Origin of the sequence: Mesorhizobium sp. CA13, assembly GCF_020165235.1 — a bacterium.
GTDB lineage: Bacteria > Pseudomonadota > Alphaproteobacteria > Rhizobiales > Rhizobiaceae > Mesorhizobium.
Genome location: NZ_JAIUHS010000014.1, coordinates 134,327 through 156,185, shown reverse-complemented (window position 1 = coordinate 156,185; position 21,859 = coordinate 134,327). Strand labels below are relative to the sequence as shown.

Below are 21,859 nucleotides of genomic sequence, written 5' to 3'. Positions count from 1 at the left end.
GGCGCTCGCGTCGTCACGCTCATGCGCCCTTGCTGCTGGACCCTTTGGCGGCCAAGTGATCGCTGACACGCTGCATCAGCCAACCCCAGGCTTCCCGTTCGTCGGCGCCGGCTGTCTTTTCGATAGAGATCGAAAGATACGCAATCTCGGCCTCGATCTTGTCGCGGGGTAGCATGCCAAGCCGGCTGACCAGGATGGCCAGTTCCAGAACAGCCGCCTTGGCACGGTTCAGGCCGGTGAAGGGCGCATGCATTTCTTCTCGAACCACGCGGCAGAAATGGCGAGGGCGCACACCATCATCGTCAACGCTCTCGACTTCGAGAACCGAATGCGCCAGCGCAGTCGCCAACCGGGGAACCAGAAAATCTTCAACGGGAACGGTTGGCCAATCCTTGCGCCCGGTCAGGCATCCAGCGAAGACGCGCACGTCGTCGGTGTAGTTGGCGATGGCGAACGGCACCGCCGCCAGATTGTCGAGCGTGACCGAGGGACGAAACGGTGCGATGACCCAGCCGTCTTTTTCGGAGATTATGCCGATCGGCGCGATATGGACCTTTCCTGTCTTGTCGACAGTGGTGATGATTGTCTCGCGAATGTAAGGCACCTAGCCCTCCCTCTTCGCGCGAAGCGTCTCGCCCGGTTCGGCAAGACGGGTACGGTCGGCTTCGAGAGCCGGTGCGGCGACGCCCCATGTGAGCGGCTCGTCCTGAACATAGCGCTTGCCGAGGCGCCACGCGATCTCGGCTTTCGTCAGTTCCGCGCCCAGATAAAAAGCATGCGCACCGTCGCTCTCCACGCCAAGCCCGGCGAAGAATTCGAAGGCATCCTTAGCAACCGCGTGCGTTTTTCCATTGAAAATATGGATGCCGTCCTCCGCTGCAGCAATACGGAAGTTGGCGTCGCGCACCTCGGCCGCCAACGCAGCGATATCATCGGTCGAGGCCGTGAAAGGCTTGCGATCGTGGATCTGTAGCAAGCCTGGGTGATAGCTGCGCGGCAGCGCACCGTCATTGCGGGCGGCAAACATGATGCGGCGGGCAATATCGTGCTCCTCGATCGTCCGCACCGTGTGTGGGCTGACATGCACGGCTAGCACGTTTCGAATCCCGAGTTCCGAGCAGAGCCCCGTCAGAACGGCCGTAACGCCGGAACTGTCGGCATCGGTAAGTTCAGTGAGATTGCCGGTGCCCATCAGCAATTCGGCCTCCGGCCAGCGGCGCCGCGCCTCGATGAAGCGGCCGATCGATTGGGAAAAGCCGAAGTGGATCGGATCCAACACGGGGTCCGCGATAAAGGGAATGCCAGCGCTTCGCGCCGCATCGATAGCGCGACCAAGCGAATCCAGATCGCCGGGGGCGGACGGGATCAACACCGCCGTAGCCCCATGGCCGAAGATTAATGGCAGCGTGTTCTCGTCGAGGCTGAGAAGATAGTCCGCGCCGGCGCGCGCACCGATCGACAGTTCGTCCGCGCTGGCCGAATCGACGCTGACCCGAAATCCCTGTGCCTTGAGCTCGCGCACGGCCTCCGACAGCAACGGAAATGGCGTTTCAGGCAGGCAGCCAAGATCGATGACATCGGCGCCGGCCGCAGCTAGCGTCCCCGCCCGCAGCATGAGCGCTCCGATCGACAGCATGGGCGCGTCGACGATCTCGGCGAAGATGCGCATATCGTGACGCGTAAGATCCGGCGGATCGCCGACACGGCCGAGAAAGGCCGGTAGGTCCGCGATCTCGTCAGGACCGCGCGCAAAGGTCACGCCGAAATGGTTCGACAATCGCTCGATATCGCCACGATAGCGCCCTGGCAGGACAAAGCGGTCAACGGCGTCGGGCGCGATGAGACGCCGCTTTATGATGTCTTCGGTCATCAGTGCGGCGACCTTGACACCGATGTCGACCACCTCCCACGAAAACTCCGTCTCGCCCAGACCGGATAGCAGCTTTTCCAGCCGTGCCCTGGCCAGATGTCCGGTGAGAAAGACCAGCCGCTCAGCCATGGCCGGACAGCTCGGCCCGGCGTTGCTGAACCGCCGCGTTGAGGTCCGTGAGCGACTCGACGACCCGGGTTCGTTCGAACCCCTTCAGCCGCTCGGTGTTTTCCAGGTCGATCCTGCGCGGATAGACTTTGACCAGGCCATGCGGTGCCATGGTTTCGAGTTCGGGCGCGGTGTCGCAGGCAAAGACGATAATCGGCACGCGGCACTTTCCGGCTTGCGCAAAGACGTTGGTGGCAAGCGTATCGGAAATACCCCAGACGCATTTGGCAACCGTGTTGGACGAGGCAGGCGCCACCACGACCGTGTGGTAGACGCCGTGGTAAAATTCGCCGACGGGAATGGCGCTCGCCGTCTTGTCGTGCAGCACGCGCGTCGTCTCCGGAAAATCGAGTTTGAGCTTGTACATACGCAGCACTTCATTGGCGGCTTTCGACACGAAGACATCGCAATGTTCGAGTTGGCGAACAAGTGCGAAGCTCTCCGCGAAAAAATGCCCGGAGCCCGTCAAAACCCACGCCCAACGCGGCACGTGCAGCTTCACCATCGGCTAGCCTGCCTTCTTTGCCGAGTGGGTCGAAGCCCCGATCCCGATGCCGGGCAGCTTGCCCGATGCGAGTAGCGCGCCCGCCTCGGCGGCATCCTTCGGACCGGCGAGACGGAAATCGATGCCGTCGGGCAGCATGGCGGCAAAGCCTGGGTCGACAACGCCCCTGGCCTTCAGGCTGTCAGGGGTATCGTTGTCGAAGAATGCATCGGTCTGCTTGATAAGCAACAGCGCGTTCGCGCCAAGCTTCCCTGCAAGCCAGGCGGCCAGGGAATCGGAGGTAATGTCCCAAGAGGCCGGAACGTCCGGTGCCGGCAGCGCAAGTGACGACGGCAGCCACACCGGAACCTTGCCCTCGTCCAATGCTCGGACAATCTCCTCCAGCGACCGTGCCGGCGTCAGTCTTTCGTCCCGATCGAGGATGACTTGACCGAACTGCTCCATGGCGAGGATCGCCATGGCATGTGCGGCGGTGTCTGAAAAATCCATGCGGGTCTGCGTCTCGCGCACCTGGTCGGCAAACAGGCCGCCGCCGGGCACGATGACGATCGGCAACCTGGAACCCGCCAGCGCCGCGATCCAGTTCGTCATTTCCGCACCATGGGCAGTGCTGCCGCCAAGCTTGACGACGGCCCGCCCGAGGACGTCGGAGCCTTGCTGGCGCGACCGGGAAACACTGCCTCGGTCTTTTCTGCCCGCAGAGCCGGAGGCGACACCGCGTCCTGCTGCTTGGCGCTTGCGTTCGATCTCGACGCCGACACCGCCAGGCCCGAGCTCGAGTTTTTCCACCCTTACCGTGACGCGCACGACGCGCTGGTTCTCCAGAACGTGCGCCGCCACTTGCTCGGCCAAAGCCTCGCTGAGCTGAATGTGTCCCCTCGCGACGATGGTGCGAATGCCATCCATGATGATGTCGTAGGAGAACACATGGCGCATGTCCTCGGGATGGTCGGTGACTTGCAGCACGTCGGCGATCACATCAAAGCGCACCTTTTGAGTATGACCATGCTCGAAGCTGTACGCACCGATCTGGACCGGCAGAACAAAATCCCGCACGAAAATCCTGTCCGTGCCCAGTGTCGGATCAGTGCCCGGCGAATAGCCTCTCGCTGCCAACAGGCGATAGTCGATGCTCGATTTACCGCCTGTCCCAGGCTCTGCCGGGACCAATTCGCGAATCTGCGAGACCGCCTCGGCGCTGATTGAACCCGCGCGGCCGGCATGGCCACACAGCGCTCCGCGAAAGCCGAGGAAATCGGGAGCGAAAGGCAATAGGCGTGGAATATCCGGGGCTTCGAGCGATCCGCTCAGGCCAACCATCAGACCGAGCGACTTCGCTCGATCGACGAATCCCGGAATGCGCTCCGGTGGCAAATGGTCCAGCAGCCGGCCGTTGCCCTTTTGCGCGGTATCGACCATCACGCCATGGAAGCGGTGCCTGCCGAACACCGGCAGGAGTTCGAAATCCGGCGCCAGATCGGCAAAGAGCACAGCGATCAGCTTCGTTCGCGCGGCGAGCGGTTCCAGCGCCTCCGCGCAGGCGGAGATGTCAGCCGATGGGAAAAACCCGATCTTGACATAATCCACGCCGGTCGCCGCGATCTCTTCAGCCTTGGCCCGGATCGTTTCGGGTTCCATCGGCAGGTCGCCGCAGACCGCGCTGACCGGAGCCCGACCCGCGATGAACGAAATCGTTCGGCGGATGGTTTCGGTGGATACCACGCCCAGCGCTCCCGCCTTCGGGTCCTTCAGATCGACGATGTCGACGCCGCCCGAAAGAACGGTCTCCGCCTCTTCGATACCGGTGACGCTGGCCAGCATTCTGGTCATTTGAACAGTTTCTCCAGTTTGGAGGCCAAGATTCTTTTTTGTTCTTGGTCCGCGCGATTCTCACGCACGTCGCAGATGACATAGCTGCGAACGACCTCGAAATCGAAGATGGCAATCTTTTCAGCCGCCATGGCATGTTTGTCAAAAAGACATCGAGCCTGGGCAGACGCGAAAAGTCGTCCGATAGGGTTTGATAAATTTCGCGGGTCGGCTAAGTTGACCATGGGCACCTTGACTTGGCGCTGGTCCCGACAATCGTCGGACCTCGGCGCAAGAATGGGTAATTACTATCGATGACGAGCGCGGTGCCGGGCACTCTCGCCGCCTTTTTGTGCTTTTTTTCCCTGACCGTCAACGCTCCGGGCGCGATAGCCCAGGAAGCGGCGGCGAAGCCGGAAAAAAAAATCACTGAAATCAAGATAGGTTATTTGCGCGCCTACGCGCCGCAACTGACGCTTTCCATGCTCGACCTGCCGCCGCGTGACGAAGGTGTCGCCGGCGCCAATGTGGCAATCGGTGATAACAACACGACCGGAAAGTTCACCGACCAGAAATTCAGCCTCGACGTGACCGAGATCAAACCCGAAGCCGACGCGGTCCAGGCATTCGAGGACCTGATCGCCAAGGGTGACCACTATGTCGTCGCGGACCTCTCGGCCAAACAATTGCTGTCGATCGCCGATATCGCCCGCGACAAGGGCGTGCTGATCTTCAACATCGGCGCCACCGACGACAGCCTGCGCGAGGAGGACTGCCGCATCAATGTTTTTCATATCGCGCCGACGCGCAGCATGCTTGCCGATGCGCTGGCGCAGTATCTCATGGTGAAGAAATGGCCGAATTGGGTGCTGCTCTACGGCTCGCACGAGCAGGACCATCTCTACGCCGACGCGTTGCGCCGCGCGGCAATGCGTTTCGGCGGCCAGATCGTCGCCGAGAAGGAATTCAAGGACACCGGCACGGCCAGGCGTACCGATACCGGCGCCACGCAGATACAGCAGCAGATTTCCGTATTCACGCAGGATCTGCCGGAGCACGACATTGTGCTTGTCGCCGACGAAAGCCAGGTTTTTGGCACCTACGTGCCCTACCGGACCTGGACGCCGCGGCTGGTCGCCGGCACGGCCGGGCTTGTTGCATCGTCGTGGCATCCCGCCAGCGAGCAATGGGGCGGCATCCAGATGCAGAGCCGCTTCCTGAAGACGGCGGGCCGGCGGATGCTTTCCAAGGACATGTCGGCGTGGACAGCAGTGCGTGCCGTCGGCGAAGCCACCACGCGCACCAAAGGCGACGATGCGAAAAAGATCAGCGACTACATGCGGTCGGGCGATTTCTCGGTTGCCGCCTTCAAAGGACAGAAGCTCACCTTCCGCAAATGGAACCTCCAGCTTCGCCAGCCGATCCTGCTTGGCGACACCAAGTCGGTCGTGTCGACATCGCCGCAGGAAGGCTATCTGCACCAATTCTCCGAACTCGATACGCTCGGTATCGATCAGCCGGAAACGAAATGCGTTCTCAAGTAGGGCCAAAGGGGAGGAATTTGCGTGCAGACACGAGCTTGTGCATTCGCCATTCTCGCGGCCGGCCTCACGGCCAGCCCGGCATCGGCCTATACGGCATACGTTTCCAACGAGAAAGACAACACGATGACGGTCGTCGACACGGCCACCATGCAGGTGGTGAAGACCGTCGAGGTCGGCCAGAGGCCACGCGGCATCACCATCTCGCATGACGGCAAATTCGTTTATCTATGCGCCAGCGACGACGACACGGTCGAAATCATCGACACCGCGACGCTGCAGATCGTAGGCACGCTGCCATCTGGCCCCGATCCCGAATTGTTCGTGCTCTCGCCTGACGGCAAAACACTCTATGTCGCCAACGAGGACGACAACCTCGTCACCGCCATCGACGTCGAGAGCAAGCAGGTCATGGCGGAGATTCCAGTCGGCGTGGAACCGGAAGGCATGGGTATCAGCCCTGATGGCAAGACCATGGTCAACACCTCGGAAACCACCAGCATGGCGCATTTCATCGACACTGGCACCCACGATGTAACCGATAACGTGCTGGTCGACACGCGCCCGCGCTTTGCCGAATTCAAGCCGGACGGCTCGCAGGTGTGGGTCAGCGCCGAGGTCGGCGGCACCGTCAGCGTCATCGATAACGCCAAACGCGAAGTGGTGAAGAAGATCCAGTTCGCGATTCAGGGACTGCGGGCTGAGACCATCCAGCCGGTAGGCATCGCCATCAGCGCCGACGGCAAGAAAGCCTATGTCGCGCTCGGCCCGGCGAACCATGTCGCCGTGGTCAATACCGACACCTACGAGGTCGAGAAATACATCCTCGTCGGCCAACGCGTCTGGCACCTGGCCTTCACACCCGACCAGAAAACGCTGATCACCACGAATGGCAACTCCAACGACATCACGTTCATCGATACGGCGACCGACGAGCCGGTCCAATCGCTCACCGTGGGCCAGCAGCCTTGGGGTGTGGCCATTTCGCCCAAATAGCAGACATTGATCTAGGGGAGGATCGTGACATGAAATTTCGCCATGGGTTTATCTTCGCCGCGCTCGCCGGATTCGTCCTTGCTCCGATCGGCGCAAGCGCGGATGACGCAATGCCAAAACCCTCGCGTGCCAGCAAGAACCTGCCGGAATTGATTATCGGCTCGGCCGATTCTACCTATGCCGTCAATCAGAAGGATTTCGAACTGATCGCCGGCCAAGGCTATCGCTGGAAGATCACCTCCAAGGGCGGTTTCGAATACAAGTTCGTGACGGACCTGTTCCGCAATGTGTGGATGGACCAGATCGTCATCGACGATCTGGAGGTGCATATGGACGGCGGACCGGCCTGGCTGGAATTCGACGACGCGGGAACGATCCAGGTGCAATTCCACACAGTTCGCCCGGGCGAATATACCTGGTCGGTTCCCGACCTCGCCGACAGGGGCCTGAAGGGCAAGATCACGATCAAGTGAGACCAAAGGCAATCAGACGCGCTAGATAGCAGTGCGTCCTGCCAACGCGTCCTGAAGGAGCGATCCGGGCATGCAGCATGTGAGGACAAGCGGACCGGGAGACGAGGCGGCGGCGCTCGATGTCAGTGCCGTCAGCCACTCCTATGGACCGAAGCGGGCACTCAACGAGGTTTCGTTCTCGATCTTGCCGGCGACGTTCACCGTCCTGCTCGGCCTCAACGGGGCCGGCAAGACAACGCTGTTCTCCCTGATCAGCCACCTCTATGACACGCGTCACGGGTCGATCCGCATCTTCGGTCACGACATCCGCAGCGCTTCGGGCGAAGCGCTCAGACGGGTCGGCATCGTGTTCCAGGCGCGCACGCTCGACCTCGATCTTAGCGTCTACCAGAATCTCTCCTACCATGCCTCGCTGCACGGCATTGGCGGACGCGAAGCCCGGCAGCGCATCGCCGCGCTGCTTGACACTGTCGACATGCAGGGCCGCCAGCATGACAAGGCGCGCAGCCTCTCCGGCGGTCAGATGCGGCGCATCGAGATCGCCCGGGCGCTGCTTCACCGACCTTCCCTGCTCCTGCTTGACGAAGCGACCGTCGGCCTCGACATCGAGTCGCGCGCTGGCATCCTCGCCACCATCCGCAAGCTCGTCGAAACCGATGGCATCGGCGTGCTTTGGGCCACGCATCTGATCGATGAAGTCGACGATACCGATCATGTCGTGGTGCTGCGGCGAGGCGACCTGGTCGCCAGGGGCAAGGTGTCGGATGTCGTCCAGGCAAATGGAGGAAATTCCATTCGGGATGCCTTTTCGAGGCTCAGCCGCGTCGACGCGGCAGGCATGGCGGAGACATCGTCATGAGCGCTCCTGCGATGCCCGGAAAAGTAGTCGGCGTCAAACCGGTAGGGTCTGAACCATTCGGCCTCCGTCACTATCTCATTTGCCTGAAAGGCATCGTCCTGCGCGAGTGCCTGCGCTTCCTGCACCAGCGCGAACGGTTCATTTCCTCACTGGTGCGGCCGCTCGTCTGGCTGTTCATCTTCGCCGCCGGCTTCCGCCAGGTGCTCGGCGTGTCGATCATACCTCCCTACAAGACCTATGTGCTCTACGAGGTCTACATCACTCCGGGTCTGTGCGGCATGATCCTGCTGTTTTCCGGCATGCAGTCTTCGCTGTCGATGGTCTACGACCGCGAGATGGGCAATATGCGCATCCTGCTGGTCAGTCCGTTTCCGCGCTGGTTCCTGCTGGTGTCGAAGATGTTGGCCGGCGTGGCCGTGTCGATCGTGCAAGTCTACGCATTCCTGATCGTCGCCTGGTTGTGGGGCGTCAGGGCGCCGCCGCTCGGCTATCTCTACGTGCTGCCGGCACTGTTTCTGTCGGGCATGATGCTTTGCGCGCTCGGCATGCTTTTGTCGTCCATGATCAAGCAGCTCGAAAACTTCGCCGGCATCATGAACTTCGTCATCTTTCCAGGCTATTTCGCGTCTCCGGCGCTGTATCCTTTGTGGCGTATCCAGGAGGCAAGCCCCCTGCTCTACAAGATCTGCCTCGCCAATCCGTTCACCTATGCCGTCGAACTGATCCGCTTCGCTTTCTACGGGCAGATCGACTGGCTGTCGCTGGGCGTCGTCGCCGGTTGCACGCTGTTGTTTCTGGGCGGCGCCATCATTGCATATGATCCTTCGCGCGGCCTGATGACCCGCAAACAGGACACGGGAGGAAACGGCTGATGGCGCGAATGAGACTTGTCCACACCCTGGTTCTGGTCGCCATGCTTGTCCCGATGGACGCCAGGGCGGCAAACACCGATCCCGACTGGCCCTGCATGCAGCGCAAGGTGCCGCAGCTCTCGCTCGGCCAGATCTGGAATGGGCCGGAGCTTCCCCGGGCGGCGAAGGATTGGTCGAAGGATTCGGGCGTCTCCGCGCTGGTCGAGGCGGTGGCGGCCCGACGGACGCCGATTGCCGAAGCCCAGAAGGAGATCAAGGACTACGCGGCTTCCCTGCCGGCGGAGCAGGTCGCACCAAAGATGGCGATGCTGGTGCAGGGAATGTTCGATCACATGGACGCGGAGCGTTCGCACGTGATTTCCGGCATTTCCCGCTATGCCCACAAACAGCTCGAAATGGCGGCTGAATTGCGCAAGGAAGCATCCGACGTCGACGCCCTGCGTGCCAAAGCCGATGCCGATCCGGACGAAGTCGAACGGCGTACCGACCAGTTGAATTTCGAGACGCGCATTTTCAACGAACGTGTCCAGTCGCTGACCTATGTCTGCGACGTGCCGACGATAATCGAGCAGCGGCTCTATCAATTGTCCAGGACCGTCTCGGAAACGCTCGGTCAGAAGAAATAGACCTTCACTCGACCTCACGCGACGGATTTAACGTCCCCTAGGTCATCGACACGTCTGGCGTCTCCCTCCGAGCGCCGTCCTGCGGCGCACCCGCTCAGGAATCGGGATAAAGCTTACCGAACAGGGGCAGATACATCGCGCCCTTGCGCATCAGGAAATCGTTGAACGTAGCCATGGCCGGCGAGATTGCGTGATCGGTTCGTATCACCGAGAACCATTGTCGGCGGATCGGCATGCCGACCACGTCGAGGATGACGAGCCGGCCAGCTTCCGTTTCCGCGGCGATGGTGTGGGCAGAAATGAAGGCGATGCCCAGACCAGCCATCACCGCCTGCTTGATCGTTTCGTTCGAGCCCATCTCGACACCGAGTTCGTCGATGCGGCCAGGCACGTCGCTCAGGAATATTTCCAGCGAGATGCGGGTTCCGGAGCCGGGCTCGCGAATAAGGAAATGCTCCTCGGCAATGCGCTCCTTGGAGATATCGCGCGCCGCCGCCAGCGGGTGTTCGGGCGGCGCGATGATGACCAGCGGGTGATCGCCGAAGACCGAGGCACGTACCGGTACCTCTTTCGCCGGGCGCCCCATCAGCGCGATGTCGATGTCGTGATTCTTGAGGTTGTCGATCGTCTGGGCACGATTGCCGATGGCAAGCCGCATGTCGATGTCGGGATGTTCCTTCATGAACGCAGCCATCAGCCGCGGCGCGAAATACTTGGCGGTGGAAACGACGCCGAGCCTCAGGCTGCCTGTACGAACGCCCTTGATGGCGTCGATCTTGTCTTCGAGCAGGCTGAGATGCTCCTCGATAGCCTGCGCCGCCTCAACGACCGCCAAACCTGCGGCAGTGGGACGCATGCCGTCCGACGTCCGGTCGAACAGAGCCAGTTGGAATTCTTCCTCCATTTGCCGCAACTGAATTGTCAGCGCAGAAGGAGACAGACCTAACGCCTTGGCCGCACTCACAATTTTTCCGTTCTTGATGATGGCCTGGATGGTCTTGAAATGTTTGAGCGTGAGGTTTCTCATGCCTCATACTAAATTATTTTTAGTGCTAACGTAAAGTTATTGAATTTTACTTACCGAGTGTCGTTTGTTTTCATTCCCCGATCCAGCCGATCCGAGGAGACGCGGCTGGATCGGGAGGTTACGATGCCAGCGGCAACGCTCGACGCTTTTCTGAACTCCTATCTCGGCCAGCCGGACGAACTCCGCTCCGCGGTCGTAACGACCGTCCGTCAGCTGACACAGGCCGCCAGCAAGGTCCGCAATACCATCAATCAAGGTGTGCTCGGCGCCGCCTTTGCCGGGACCCGTGGCGCCAACGCCGACGGCGATGTCCAGAAGGATCTCGACGTCTTCTCCGACGACATCTTCCTCGACGCCATGCGCCACGCTCCGGTCGCGCTCTACGCTTCCGAGGAGCTGGAGCAGCCGGTCCTGCTCGACAGGCAAGCACCACTCGCCATTGCCATCGACCCGCTCGACGGCTCTTCCAACATCGACACCAATGTGTCGATCGGAACGATCTTCTCGCTGTTGCCCATAAATGGCGCGCCGGATGCCGATCCGGCCGCCTCTTTCCTGCAGGCAGGCGCGAATCAGCTAGGCGCCGGTTTCTTCATCTATGGGCCGCAGCTGGCGCTCGTCCTGTCACTCGGCAGCGGTACGCATATCTTCGTCCTGTCGGCCAGGCTCGGCACCTTCGTCCAGGCCTACGAGAGCCGGATCATTCCGCAACGCACCCAGGAGTTCGCCATCAACGCCGCCAACTACCGGCACTGGGACGAGGCCGTGCGGCTCTATGTCGACGACTGCCTGGAGGGCACCGAAGGACCGCGAGAGAAGGATTTCAACATGCGCTGGATCGCCTCCCTGGTCGCCGACTGCTACCGCATATTGATGCGCGGCGGCGTGTTTCTCTACCCCGGAGACCGGCGCAAGGGCTACGGTCAGGGACGGCTGCGCCTGGTCTACGAGGCCAACCCGATTGCCTATCTCATAGAACAGGCTGCCGGTGCGGCCACGGATACGATCAACCGCATCCTGGACATCGAACCCGACAGCCTGCACCAGCGCGTGCCGGTGGTCTTCGGGTCGGCGCGGGAGGTCGCGCGCATCACCCGCTACCACACCGAGCCGAGCAACATCGGCGAGCGTGCGCCGCTGTTCAGCCGCCGTGGCCTGTTCAGAGCCTGAGCAGCACCATGTCAGCCAAGCACCCCATCATCACCATCACCGGCTCGTCGGGCGCCGGCACCACCTCGGTCAAGCGTATCTTCGAGCTGATCTTCCGGCGCGAGAACATCGAGGCCGCGTTCATCGAAGGCGACGCATTCCACCGCTACGACCGCGCCGCGATGAAGGCAAAGGTGGCCGAAGAGGAGAAGGCCGGCAATCCGAACTTCACCCACTTCAATGCCGCGGCCAACGAACTCGGGATTCTCGAAGAGGTGTTCGCGGAATATGGCCGCCGGGGATCCGGAAGAACCCGCACCTACATCCATGACGAGGAAGAGGAAAAGCAGTACGGCACGCCACCGGGAAGCTTTACCGAATGGCGCGAGTTCGCTCCCAGCGACCTGCTCTTCTACGAGGGGCTGCACGGCTGTGTCGTCACCGACACAATCAATTTGGCCAAACATGCGGATCTCAAGATCGGCGTGGTGCCGGTCATCAACCTCGAATGGATCCAGAAGATCCATCGCGACCGCTCGACACGCGGCTATTCCACCGAGGCGGTGATGGACGTGATCCTGCGCCGGATGCCCGACTATGTCCGCTACATTGTCCCGCAATTCTCGCAGACCGCCATCAATTTCCAGCGCGTGCCGATTGTCGATACGTCCAACCCCTTCATCGCGCGCTGGATTCCGACGCCCGACGAATCGATGCTGGTTATCCGCTTCGCCAATCCGCGCGGCATCGATTTTCCCTATCTGCTGTCGATGATCCACGACTCGTTCATGTCGCGGCCAAATTCCATCGTGGTGCCAGGCAACAAGCTCGACCTTGCCATGCAGCTGATCCTGACGCCGCTCATCCTGCAGTTGATCGAACGCAAGAGCCGTGTGTCGTGAGGAGGACGCCATGACCAGCCAAACAGCACTGAAGCCTGCCGCCGCCGTCGTCTCGGAGCTCGACATGTCGAACGCCATTCGCGTGCTGGCGATGGACAGCGTCCAAAAAGCGAATTCGGGACATCCCGGCATGCCGATGGGCATGGCCGATGTCGCAACGGTGCTGTTCAACCGCTTTATCAATATCGATCCATCCAGGCCGGACTGGCCGGACCGTGACCGTTTCGTTCTTTCAGCCGGCCATGGCTCGATGCTGCAATATGCGCTGCATTATCTGCTCGGCTATGAAGACATGCCGATCGAGGAGTTGCAGCGGTTTCGGCAGTTGGGCAGCCGCACGGCCGGACATCCGGAATATGGCCACGCACTTGGTGTCGAGACCACCACCGGCCCGCTCGGACAAGGCATTTCCACGGCTGTCGGCATGGCGCTGGCGGAGCGTATGCTTGCTGCCCGCTACGGTGCCGATCTGGTCAACCATCATACCTATGTGATTGCAGGCGACGGCTGCCTGCAGGAAGGCATCAGCCACGAGGCGATCGACCTTGCCGGCCACCTGAAGCTTTCCCGCCTGATCGTCTTCTGGGACGACAATGCGATCTCCATTGACGGGCCAACCTCCCTGTCCACGTCGATGGACCAGCCGGCGCGCTTCAAAGCCGCCGGCTGGGATGTCCAAACGGTCTCCGGCCACGACATGGAAGCTGTCGCCGCGGCTATCGAGGCGGCGCGGCGGTCGGATCGACCGTCGCTGATTGCCTGCCGCACAGTGATCGGCAAAGGCGCCCCCAACCTCGGCGGCTCGGAGAAGACGCATGGCGCGCCGCTGGGCGAGGCAGAGATCGCCGCGACCCGCGAGAACATCGGCTGGACCTTCGCGCCGTTCGAGGTGCCGGACGACGTGCTTTTCGCCTGGCGCGAAATTGCCGGCCGCGGCGAAGCGATGCGGGGCGCCTGGGAGCAGCGGCTTGCCGCCTCGCCGCAGCGAGAGGCCTTCGAGAACGCGGCCGCCGCCAGACTGCCCGACGCGGTCTTCGAAGCGCTCGATGCCTTTCGCCGCGAGCATGTCGAAAAGGCAACCAAGGTGGCAACGCGAAAAGCTTCCGAAATGGCGCTGGAGGTCATCAACGGCGCCACGGAGTTGACCGTCGGCGGCTCGGCCGATCTGACGCACTCGAATCTGACGATCACCAAGGGCATGAAACGCATTGCGCCGAGCGACTATGCCGGCCGCTACATCCACTACGGCATTCGTGAGCACGGCATGGCCGCCGCCATGAACGGCATCGCACTGCATGGAGGCTTCGTGCCCTATGGCGGTACGTTCCTGTGCTTCGCGGACTATGCGCGTGGCGCGATACGGCTCTCGTCACTCATGGGCCAGCGCGTCATCTACGTGATGACGCATGATTCCATCGGCCTTGGCGAGGACGGCCCGACGCATCAGCCGATCGAGCACCTGGCGATGCTGCGTGCGACGCCGAACCTCAATGTCTTCCGCCCAGCGGATATCATCGAAACGGCGGAGTGTTGGGAACTTGCGCTGAAGAGCAAGAATCGGCCGAGCGTGCTGGTGCTGTCGCGCCAGAACCTGCCGATACTGCGTGAGGCGCACAGCGATGCGAACCGCTCCAGCCAGGGCGCATACATCCTGCGCGAGCCAGCCAGGCACCGCGCCGTCACCCTGATCGCCACCGGCTCGGAGGTCGAGATCGCGGTTGCTGCCGCTGAAAGACTGGAGACCGAGCATGGCGTTGCCGCCGCTGTTGTCTCGATGCCGTGCTGGGAGCTTTTCGAGGAGCAGGAAAACGCCACCCGCAAGGCCGTTCTCGGCTCCGCGCCACGCGTCGCGGTCGAAGCGGCAGCCCGGCTGGGCTGGGACCGCTGGGTCGGCGAGACGGGCGCTGTCGTCGGCATGGCCGGCTTCGGCGCCAGCGCCCCTGCCCCCGATCTCTACCGGCATTTCAACATAACGTCCGAAGCGGTTGCCGCGGCGGCGCTGAAGCTCATCGTCTAGGAGGACCCACAATGGCCCGCATCACCCTTCGCCAGCTTCTCGACCATGCCGCCGAGCACGACTACGGCGTCCCTGCATTCAACATCAACAACATGGAACAGGGCCTCGCAATTATGGAGGCGGCCAAAGCCTGCGACGCGCCCGTCATCATCCAGGCCTCACGTGGCGCCCGGTCCTATGCCAACGACGTCATGCTGGCCAAGATGATGGAGGCATTGACTGAAATGCACCCCGCCATTCCGCTGTGCATCCATCAGGACCACGGCAACGACGAGGCCACCTGCCTTTCCGCGATCCGCCACGGCTTCACCTCGGTGATGATGGACGGATCCCTGATGGCAGATGCCAAGACGCCGGCAAGCTATGCCTACAACGTCGCCGTAACCGAACGCGTCACACGCATGGCGCATTGGGTCGGGGCTTCCGTCGAAGGCGAACTGGGCGTGCTCGGATCGCTGGAAACCGGCCAGGGCGAGGCCGAGGATGGCCACGGCGCCGAGGGCGCGCTCTCCCACGACCAACTCCTGACCGATCCCGATCAGGCGGTCGACTTTGTGGCCGCAACCCAGGTGGACGCGCTGGCGATCGCCTGCGGCACCTCGCACGGCGCCTACAAATTCACCCGCAAGCCGGACGGCGACATTCTGGCCATGCAGGTGATCGAGGCGATCCACGAGAAGCTGCCCAACACGCATCTGGTCATGCATGGCTCTTCCTCGGTGCCACAGGAACTGCAGGACATCATCAACAAATATGGCGGCGAGATGCCCCAGACCTTTGGCGTCCCCGTGGAGGAGATCGAGCGCGGCATCCGCTACGGCGTGCGTAAGGTCAACATCGACACCGATTGCCGCATGGCCATGGCCGGGCAGTTCCGCCGCGTCGCAACGGAGAATCCGCGCGAGTTCGATCCCCGAAAATTCCTGAAGCCCGCCATGGATGCCTTGCACGATCTTTGCCGAGACCGCTTCGAGCGTTTCGGCACGGCGGGTAACGCCTCGAAGATCAAGGTCATCGCCCTGGACGAGATGGCCAAACGCTATGCCGCGGGAAAACTCGCGCCCCATATCGCAACCGCGAAAGCCGCCTGAGCAACAAACAGGAGACCTGTCATGAACAAGATCGATATGCTGCCAGCGGGTACGCTCCAGGAAGGCAAGGAACGCTACAAGTCAGGGGTCATTCCCTACAAGAAGATGGGCTACTGGGAGCCGGACTACAGGCCCAAGGAGACCGATCTGATCGCCATGTTCCGGATCACGCCGCAACCCGGTGTCGACCACGAGGAGGCAGCGGCCGCCGTCGCCGGTGAATCGTCGACCGCAACTTGGACCGTGGTGTGGACCGACAGGCTGACGGCCTGCGAGCTCTACCGCGCCAAGGCGTTCAGATCCGAGCCGGTTCCAAACACCGGTCCCGGCACCAAGACCGAGCAACAGTACTTCGCCTACATCGCCTACGACCTCGACCTGTTCGAGCCGGGCTCGATCGCCAACCTGACCGCGTCGATCATCGGCAACGTGTTCGGCTTCAAGGCGGTAAAGGCGCTGCGGCTGGAAGACATGCGCATCCCGGTCGCCTATCTCAAAACCTTCCAGGGACCCGCAACCGGCATCGTGGTGGAGCGTGAGCGGCTCGACAAGTTTGGCCGTCCGCTGCTCGGCGCGACGACGAAGCCGAAGCTCGGTCTGTCAGGCCGCAACTATGGCCGCGTCGTTTACGAGGCGCTGAAGGGTGGCCTCGACTTCGTCAAGGACGACGAGAACATCAACTCGCAGCCCTTCATGCACTGGCGCGACCGCTTCCTCTACTGCATGGAGGCGGTGAACAAGGCTTCAGCTGCCACCGGCGAGGTCAAGGGCCATTATCTCAACGTCACCGCCGGCACGATGGAGGAGATGTACGAGCGCGCCGAATTCGCCAAACAGCTTGGCTCCTGCATCATCATGATCGACCTCGTCATCGGCTACACGGCGATCCAGTCGATGGCCAAGTGGGCACGCCGCAACGACATGATCCTGCACCTGCACCGCGCCGGTAATTCGACCTATTCGCGCCAGAAGAACCACGGCATGAATTTTCGCGTCATCTGCAAATGGATGCGCATGGCCGGCGTCGACCATATCCATGCCGGCACTGTGGTCGGCAAGCTGGAAGGCGACCCGCTCATGATCAAGGGGTTTTATGACACGCTGCGCGAGGAGCGCACGCCGCAGAACCTCGAAACCGGGCTGTTCTTCGATCAGGACTGGGCCTCGCTCAATAAGGTGATGCCCGTCGCCTCGGGCGGTATCCATGCCGGCCAGATGCACCAGTTGATCCATTATCTCGGCGAGGACGTCATCCTGCAGTTCGGCGGCGGCACGATCGGCCATCCCGACGGCATCCAGGCAGGCGCGACGGCCAATCGCGTTGCATTGGAAGCGATGATCCTGGCCCGCAACGAGGGACGCGACTATTTGCGCGAAGGAACCAAAATCCTCGAACAGGCGGCCAAATGGTGCACCCCGCTGAAGGCTGCCCTGGAGACCTGGAAGGATGTCACCTTCAACTATGAATCGACCGACACGGCCGACTTCGTGCCAACCGCAACGCCCAGCTTCTAGAAGAAAGGAACCGTCGCCATGATGACCAACCCGGGAAACAAGGTCACGCAGGGACAATTCTCGTTCCTGCCCGACCTGACTGATGAGCAGATTTCGGCGCAGATCAAATACGCGCTGAAGAACCACTGGGCCGTCAGCGTCGAGTACACCGACGATCCGCATCCGCGAAACACCTATTGGGAAATGTACGGCAACCCGATGTTCGACTTGAGAGACCCGGCGGGCATCCTGCTTGAAGTCAACGCTTGCCGGAAAGCCTGTCCGAACATGTATGTCCGGGTAACCGCCTTCGATTCGACCAAGGGATGGGAAGCGCCGCGCATGTCGTTCATCGTCAACCGGCCGCCCAGCGAACCCGGGTTCCGGCTGCTGCGCCAGGAGCGTGACGGCCGCAGCCAGGGTTATTCGATCGTGCCTTATGCGACCGACAGGCCCGAGGGCGAGCGGAGCTAGCTGAGCCATGCTGGACACGATAGCGAAGGGCGCTGGCGCGCAGGACGAGTCGGTTGATCTGCAGGCCGAGTTCGAAGCGTCCAACATCGACGAGGTGATGGACAAGCTCGACCGCGAACTCGTTGGCCTGAAGCCGATCAAGAACCGCATCCGCGAGATTGCCGCTCTTCTCCTGGTCGACCGGCTTCGCCGCAAGTTCGGTCTGACCTCTGGCGCACCGACGCTGCATATGAACTTTACGGGAAATCCCGGCACGGGCAAGACCACCGTGGCGCTGAGGATGGCCGAAATCCTGCATCGTCTCGGCTATGTCCGCGAAGGCCACATGGTCGCGGTGACGCGCGACGATCTCGTCGGCCAGTATGTGGGCCACACCGCACCCAAGACGCGCGACGTGATCAAGCGTGCCATGGGCGGCGTGCTTTTCATCGACGAGGCCTATTACCTCTACAAGCCCGAGAACGAACGCGACTACGGCCAGGAATCGATCGAGATCCTGCTGCAATGCATGGAAAACAACCGCGACGACCTGGTCGTGATCCTTGCCGGCTACAAGAACAAGATGGATCGTTTCTTCGACAGCAATCCCGGCATGCGTTCGCGCATCGCCCACCACCTCGATTTTCCCGACTACGGTGTCAGCGAGCTGAAATCGATCGCCGAAATCATGCTGGCGGAGCAGAATTACCGCCTCAGCGAGGCGGCCGCCCAGGCCCTCGAAGAGTATCTTCCGATCCGCATGAGGCTGCCGCATTTCTCCAACGCGCGCTCGGTGCGCAATGGGCTGGACCGGGCGCGGCTTCGCCAGGCCAATCGGCTTTTCGCATCGCGAAGCCGTGCCCTGACCAAGGCAGACCTTATCACCATCGAGGAATCCGATATCCGCGGAAGCCGCGTATTCGCGGAAGGGAAGCTCGAAGGCGAACCGGAGACGAAGGCGCACTGACAGGACGAAGCCGGCTGGCGGGCGACCCGAGATGGAAGACAGAAATTGGAGACGACGACCATGGTCACCAGGACAATCATTGCGCCCTCCGTGCTTTCCGCGGATTTCTCGCGGCTCGGCGACGAGGTCGAAGCTGTCGTTCAGGCGGGCGCCGACTGGATCCATCTCGACGTGATGGACGGGCATTTCGTACCCAACATCACCTTCGGTCCGCCGGTCATCAAGGCGATCCGTGGCCGAACAGACAAGGTCTTCGACTGCCATCTGATGATCGCGCCGGCCGACCCCTATCTGGCCGCCTTCGCCGATGCCGGTTGCGACATCATCACGGTGCATGCCGAGACTGGACCGCATCTCGACCGCTCATTGCAGGCGATCAGGAATCTTGGCAAGAAGGCCGGGGTGTCGCTCAATCCGTCGACGCCGGAGAGTGTCATTGAGTATGTGCTCGACCGGCTCGATCTGGTGCTGCTGATGACGGTCAATCCAGGCTTCGGCGGCCAGGCTTTCATTTCAGCGGTCGTCGAGAAAGTCAGACGGATCAAGGCTTTGGTTGGCCATCGCCCGATTGACATCGAGATCGACGGCGGAGTCACGGCCGAAACCGCCCCGCTGGTCACCGCGGCTGGCGCCAACGTACTGGTCGCCGGTTCGGCTGTATTCAAGGGAGGCACCGAGGCAGCCTATCGTGCCAATATCGGCGCCATCAGACAGGCGGCCGATGGCGCGATCCGGAAAGCCGCGTAAACCGTTGTCGGGGAGACGAACATGGCTGCGGTCCCACCTGTATGCGATTTCGGCTGGCCCGCCATCGATGCCGTTTTGCCCGGCGTCGACGGCACGTCGCATTCCATCTTCGGTCACGCCGGCCCGAATGGTCTGGTCGTGGCCTTCATCTGCAATCACTGCCCTTATGTGAAGGCCGTGATCTCTCGCATCGTGCGCGACGCCAATGATCTCAAGGCCGAAGGTATCGGCTTCGTCGCGATCAACTCCAACGATGCAGATGCCTACCCGGACGATTCCTTCGACCAAATGAAGCGCTTCGCCATGACGAACGGCTTCAGCTTTCCTTACCTGCACGACGAGGCACAGAGTGTAGCGCGCGACTACTCAGCGGTGTGCACTCCCGATTTCTTCGGGTTCAACAGCGAATTGAGACTGCAATATCGCGGCCGGCTGGACGCGTCGCGACGCGAATCCGGACCGCTCGGGCTGCGACGCGATCTGTTCGAGGCGATGAAGCAGGTTGCCCGAACCGGCGATGGCCCGTTCGACCAGATCGCCTCGATCGGCTGCTCGATCAAGTGGAAGGATGCTGCATGAATGTCGGCGCAGGTCGGTCGCTTCGACCGCCGAAGGCGATCCTGTTCGACCTCGACGGCACGTTGGTCGATTCGGCGCCTGATATAACGGCCGCCGTCAACGAGTTGCTGGCCAGCCGCGATCTGCCGCCGTTGCGCCTGGACCAGGTCAAGGCCATGATCGGTGGTGGCGTCAGGAAATTGATCGAGCGGGCCTTCGCGGCATCGGGGACGCCGCTCCTCGGCAACGCGCTCGATGAAGCCAACCGCGTCATGGCGCCGATCTACAGCCGACATCTGACCGGCCTGACAAGACTGATGCCTGGCGTCAGGGAGGTTCTCACACACTTCTACGCGAAGGGAGTGGCCATGGGCGTGGCGACCAACAAACCGCAGTTGGCGACTCGCGAGATCCTGCTGCATTTCGGACTGACGGAATATTTCGGTGCGATCATTGGCGGAGACGCAGTGACATGCCTGAAACCCGCGCCCGATGCTCTGCTGCTGGCGCTCGCCCAGCTTGGAGTCGACCCGTGTGACGCGCTGCTGGTCGGAGACAGTGGCGCCGACGCAGGCGCCGCACGCGCCGCCGGCATGCCCGTCATTCTGCTGCGCGGCGGGTACGCCCATTTTCCGGTTGAAGAGCTTGGCGCCGACCAGGTTTGCGACAGCCTTTTCGACCTGCCTGCGGCGATGCAGGTGCTGCAAGCCGGTGCTTGATCGGGGCGAACGCCGGCCGGACGCAAGTTCGAACGGCCGGCGCCGCCGCTATTTCGAGAATTGCTTCAAATAGGCGATGACGTTGGCGATGTCTTGGTCCTGCTTGAGGCCGACGAACGCCATCTTCGTTCCTTTGACCATGGCCTTGGGATCGCGAAGGTAAGTCGTCAGCGTGGGTTCGTCCCATTTGACGCCGGACTTGCCTGCCGCGACCATCGCTTGGGAGTAACTGAATCCCGGGTGTGTGCCAGCCGTCCGGCCGATGACGCCGTTCAACGACGGGCCGACCTTGTTCTTGTCCTGGTCGGCAACATGGCAGACCTTGCATTTGGCGAAGACCTTCTCACCCGCCGCGGCATCCTGTGCCTGGGATTGGCTTGTGATAAAGGACACAGCAAACACGACTGCGAAAAATGCGATTGCGCGCATGGCATTTCCTCATGGATCGTCTGGGTGCCCTGGACGATTTTGCACATGCCGATCTTTCATCCGTTGGCATGCACCTTACGCGGTGGAGTGGAGTATCCGCTTCCCCTTTGTGAAGCGGCGCCGCGTGAATCGGAAAGCTAGTTGGCGTGCGGTGAAAGTCAATCGTATAAAGGTACAGAGGCTTGGGTCCCCAGGGTACCGGTATTCGTCTTTGTTGACGGCCATCGGGCGAATGCGTAGCTTCAACACATTCCGGTTTCTCCACTGGCACCTCGGGAATCCGGCAACTGGCGATTCTGTCCAGGCTCCTCACTGGGCCGGACCAGTCGAGACAGGCGTCCCGGAGCGCAAGAGGTGCTAAATGGATATGGTCGATCTCATATTGACGGTGTGCCTCAGCACCAATCCGGGCAATTGCCGAGACGAACACCTCTATTTCGAGAGCCGCGGCTCTCTGCTCCAATGCATGTTCCTTGCGCCCAGCGAGATCGCGAAATGGTCTCAGGAACACCCGACCCTCAAGGTCATGCGCTGGAAATGCGCATTTCCGAGCAAGGAACGAGCGATCTGATTGACGTCCTGGAGCC

Annotated in this window: 23 protein-coding genes; 17 read left to right on the top strand and 6 right to left on the bottom strand. The window is 61.6% G+C overall.

Annotated elements, in window-relative coordinates:
* Positions 1–19: 19 nt before the first annotated feature.
* The 4 genes from LB566_RS25860 to LB566_RS25845 are packed head-to-tail and all read right to left on the bottom strand — an operon-like array spanning position 20 to position 4,364.
* Complete coding sequence (locus LB566_RS25860) at positions 20–604, bottom strand: DUF447 domain-containing protein (RefSeq protein WP_224628552.1); 585 nt, start codon at positions 602–604, stop codon at positions 20–22.
* Positions 605–1,999: a DUF6513 domain-containing protein gene (locus tag LB566_RS25855; protein WP_224628549.1), complete on the bottom strand. Its 1,395-nt coding sequence runs from the start codon at positions 1,997–1,999 to the stop codon at positions 605–607.
* Complete coding sequence (locus tag LB566_RS25850; protein ID WP_224628547.1) at positions 1,992–2,543, bottom strand: flavoprotein; 552 nt, start codon at positions 2,541–2,543, stop codon at positions 1,992–1,994. The genes LB566_RS25855 and LB566_RS25850 overlap by 8 nt, the downstream gene beginning before the upstream one ends.
* A 3-nt stretch (positions 2,544–2,546) precedes the next feature.
* A complete protein-coding gene (locus LB566_RS25845) occupies positions 2,547–4,364 on the bottom strand; it encodes a (5-formylfuran-3-yl)methyl phosphate synthase (RefSeq protein WP_224628605.1) in 1,818 nt (605 codons plus the stop codon).
* A gap of 302 nt (positions 4,365–4,666) precedes the next feature.
* Between LB566_RS25845 and LB566_RS25840 the strand changes: the two genes are divergently transcribed.
* From LB566_RS25840 to LB566_RS25815, 6 genes are all read left to right on the top strand, one after another.
* Complete coding sequence (locus tag LB566_RS25840) at positions 4,667–5,896, top strand: ABC transporter substrate-binding protein (RefSeq protein ID WP_224628545.1); 1,230 nt, start codon at positions 4,667–4,669, stop codon at positions 5,894–5,896.
* Between the two features lie 21 nt (positions 5,897–5,917).
* Positions 5,918–6,889 (top strand): YVTN family beta-propeller repeat protein, encoded by a 972-nt coding sequence (locus LB566_RS25835; protein WP_140498194.1) that lies wholly within the window; start codon positions 5,918–5,920, stop codon positions 6,887–6,889.
* A gap of 29 nt (positions 6,890–6,918) precedes the next feature.
* Positions 6,919–7,362 carry a hypothetical protein gene (locus LB566_RS25830; protein ID WP_224628544.1) on the top strand — a complete coding sequence of 148 codons (444 nt, stop codon included), beginning with the start codon at positions 6,919–6,921 and terminating at the stop codon, positions 7,360–7,362.
* Between the two features lie 70 nt (positions 7,363–7,432).
* Positions 7,433–8,221 (top strand): ATP-binding cassette domain-containing protein, encoded by a 789-nt coding sequence (locus LB566_RS25825; protein ID WP_224628542.1) that lies wholly within the window; start codon positions 7,433–7,435, stop codon positions 8,219–8,221.
* A complete protein-coding gene (locus LB566_RS25820) occupies positions 8,218–9,093 on the top strand; it encodes an ABC transporter permease (protein ID WP_411910512.1) in 876 nt (291 codons plus the stop codon). The genes LB566_RS25825 and LB566_RS25820 overlap by 4 nt, the downstream gene beginning before the upstream one ends.
* Positions 9,093–9,719, top strand: coding sequence for a hypothetical protein (locus tag LB566_RS25815; protein WP_224628540.1), 627 nt, complete (start codon positions 9,093–9,095; stop codon positions 9,717–9,719). Before LB566_RS25820 ends, LB566_RS25815 begins: the two co-directional genes overlap by 1 nt.
* A gap of 94 nt (positions 9,720–9,813) precedes the next feature.
* On the opposite strand, the gene LB566_RS25810 is transcribed toward LB566_RS25815, so the two are convergent.
* A complete protein-coding gene (locus LB566_RS25810) occupies positions 9,814–10,746 on the bottom strand; it encodes a LysR family transcriptional regulator (protein WP_140552473.1) in 933 nt (310 codons plus the stop codon).
* 123 nt (positions 10,747–10,869) lie between these two features.
* Here LB566_RS25810 and LB566_RS25805 point away from each other — a divergent pair, with 123 nt between their 5' ends.
* The 10 genes from LB566_RS25805 to gph are packed head-to-tail and all read left to right on the top strand — an operon-like array spanning position 10,870 to position 20,843.
* Entirely contained in the window at positions 10,870–11,916 is a 1,047-nt protein-coding gene (locus LB566_RS25805; RefSeq protein WP_140552472.1) for a class 1 fructose-bisphosphatase, read from the top strand.
* Between the two features lie 8 nt (positions 11,917–11,924).
* Positions 11,925–12,797, top strand: coding sequence for a phosphoribulokinase (locus tag LB566_RS25800; RefSeq protein ID WP_140552471.1), 873 nt, complete (start codon positions 11,925–11,927; stop codon positions 12,795–12,797).
* Between the two features lie 10 nt (positions 12,798–12,807).
* Entirely contained in the window at positions 12,808–14,814 is a 2,007-nt protein-coding gene (gene tkt, locus LB566_RS25795; protein ID WP_224628538.1) for a transketolase, read from the top strand.
* 11 nt (positions 14,815–14,825) lie between these two features.
* Positions 14,826–15,905, top strand: coding sequence for a class II fructose-bisphosphate aldolase (gene fba, locus LB566_RS25790; RefSeq protein ID WP_224628536.1), 1,080 nt, complete (start codon positions 14,826–14,828; stop codon positions 15,903–15,905).
* A 21-nt stretch (positions 15,906–15,926) separates the two neighbouring features.
* Entirely contained in the window at positions 15,927–17,420 is a 1,494-nt protein-coding gene (locus LB566_RS25785; RefSeq protein WP_224628535.1) for a ribulose-bisphosphate carboxylase large subunit, read from the top strand.
* A gap of 18 nt (positions 17,421–17,438) precedes the next feature.
* On the top strand, positions 17,439–17,873 hold the full coding sequence (locus LB566_RS25780) for a ribulose bisphosphate carboxylase small subunit (protein WP_140498220.1): 435 nt from the start codon (positions 17,439–17,441) through the stop codon (positions 17,871–17,873).
* 7 nt (positions 17,874–17,880) lie between these two features.
* Positions 17,881–18,819: a CbbX protein gene (gene cbbX / locus LB566_RS25775; RefSeq protein WP_224628534.1), complete on the top strand. Its 939-nt coding sequence runs from the start codon at positions 17,881–17,883 to the stop codon at positions 18,817–18,819.
* Between the two features lie 60 nt (positions 18,820–18,879).
* Entirely contained in the window at positions 18,880–19,566 is a 687-nt protein-coding gene (rpe, locus tag LB566_RS25770) for a ribulose-phosphate 3-epimerase (protein ID WP_140560476.1), read from the top strand.
* 21 nt (positions 19,567–19,587) lie between these two features.
* Positions 19,588–20,145 carry a thioredoxin family protein gene (locus LB566_RS25765; RefSeq protein ID WP_224628529.1) on the top strand — a complete coding sequence of 186 codons (558 nt, stop codon included), beginning with the start codon at positions 19,588–19,590 and terminating at the stop codon, positions 20,143–20,145.
* Positions 20,142–20,843, top strand: coding sequence for a phosphoglycolate phosphatase (gene gph, locus LB566_RS25760; RefSeq protein WP_224628527.1), 702 nt, complete (start codon positions 20,142–20,144; stop codon positions 20,841–20,843). Before LB566_RS25765 ends, gph begins: the two co-directional genes overlap by 4 nt.
* Positions 20,844–20,891: 48 nt before the next feature.
* On the opposite strand, the gene LB566_RS25755 is transcribed toward gph, so the two are convergent.
* A complete protein-coding gene (locus LB566_RS25755; protein ID WP_140498230.1) occupies positions 20,892–21,272 on the bottom strand; it encodes a c-type cytochrome in 381 nt (126 codons plus the stop codon).
* Positions 21,273–21,633: 361 nt separating this feature from the next.
* Between LB566_RS25755 and LB566_RS25750 the strand changes: the two genes are divergently transcribed.
* The gene (locus LB566_RS25750; protein ID WP_140552462.1) at positions 21,634–21,843 is read left to right on the top strand and encodes a hypothetical protein; all 210 of its coding nucleotides are present in this window, start codon (positions 21,634–21,636) and stop codon (positions 21,841–21,843) included.
* Positions 21,844–21,859: the final 16 nt, after the last annotated feature.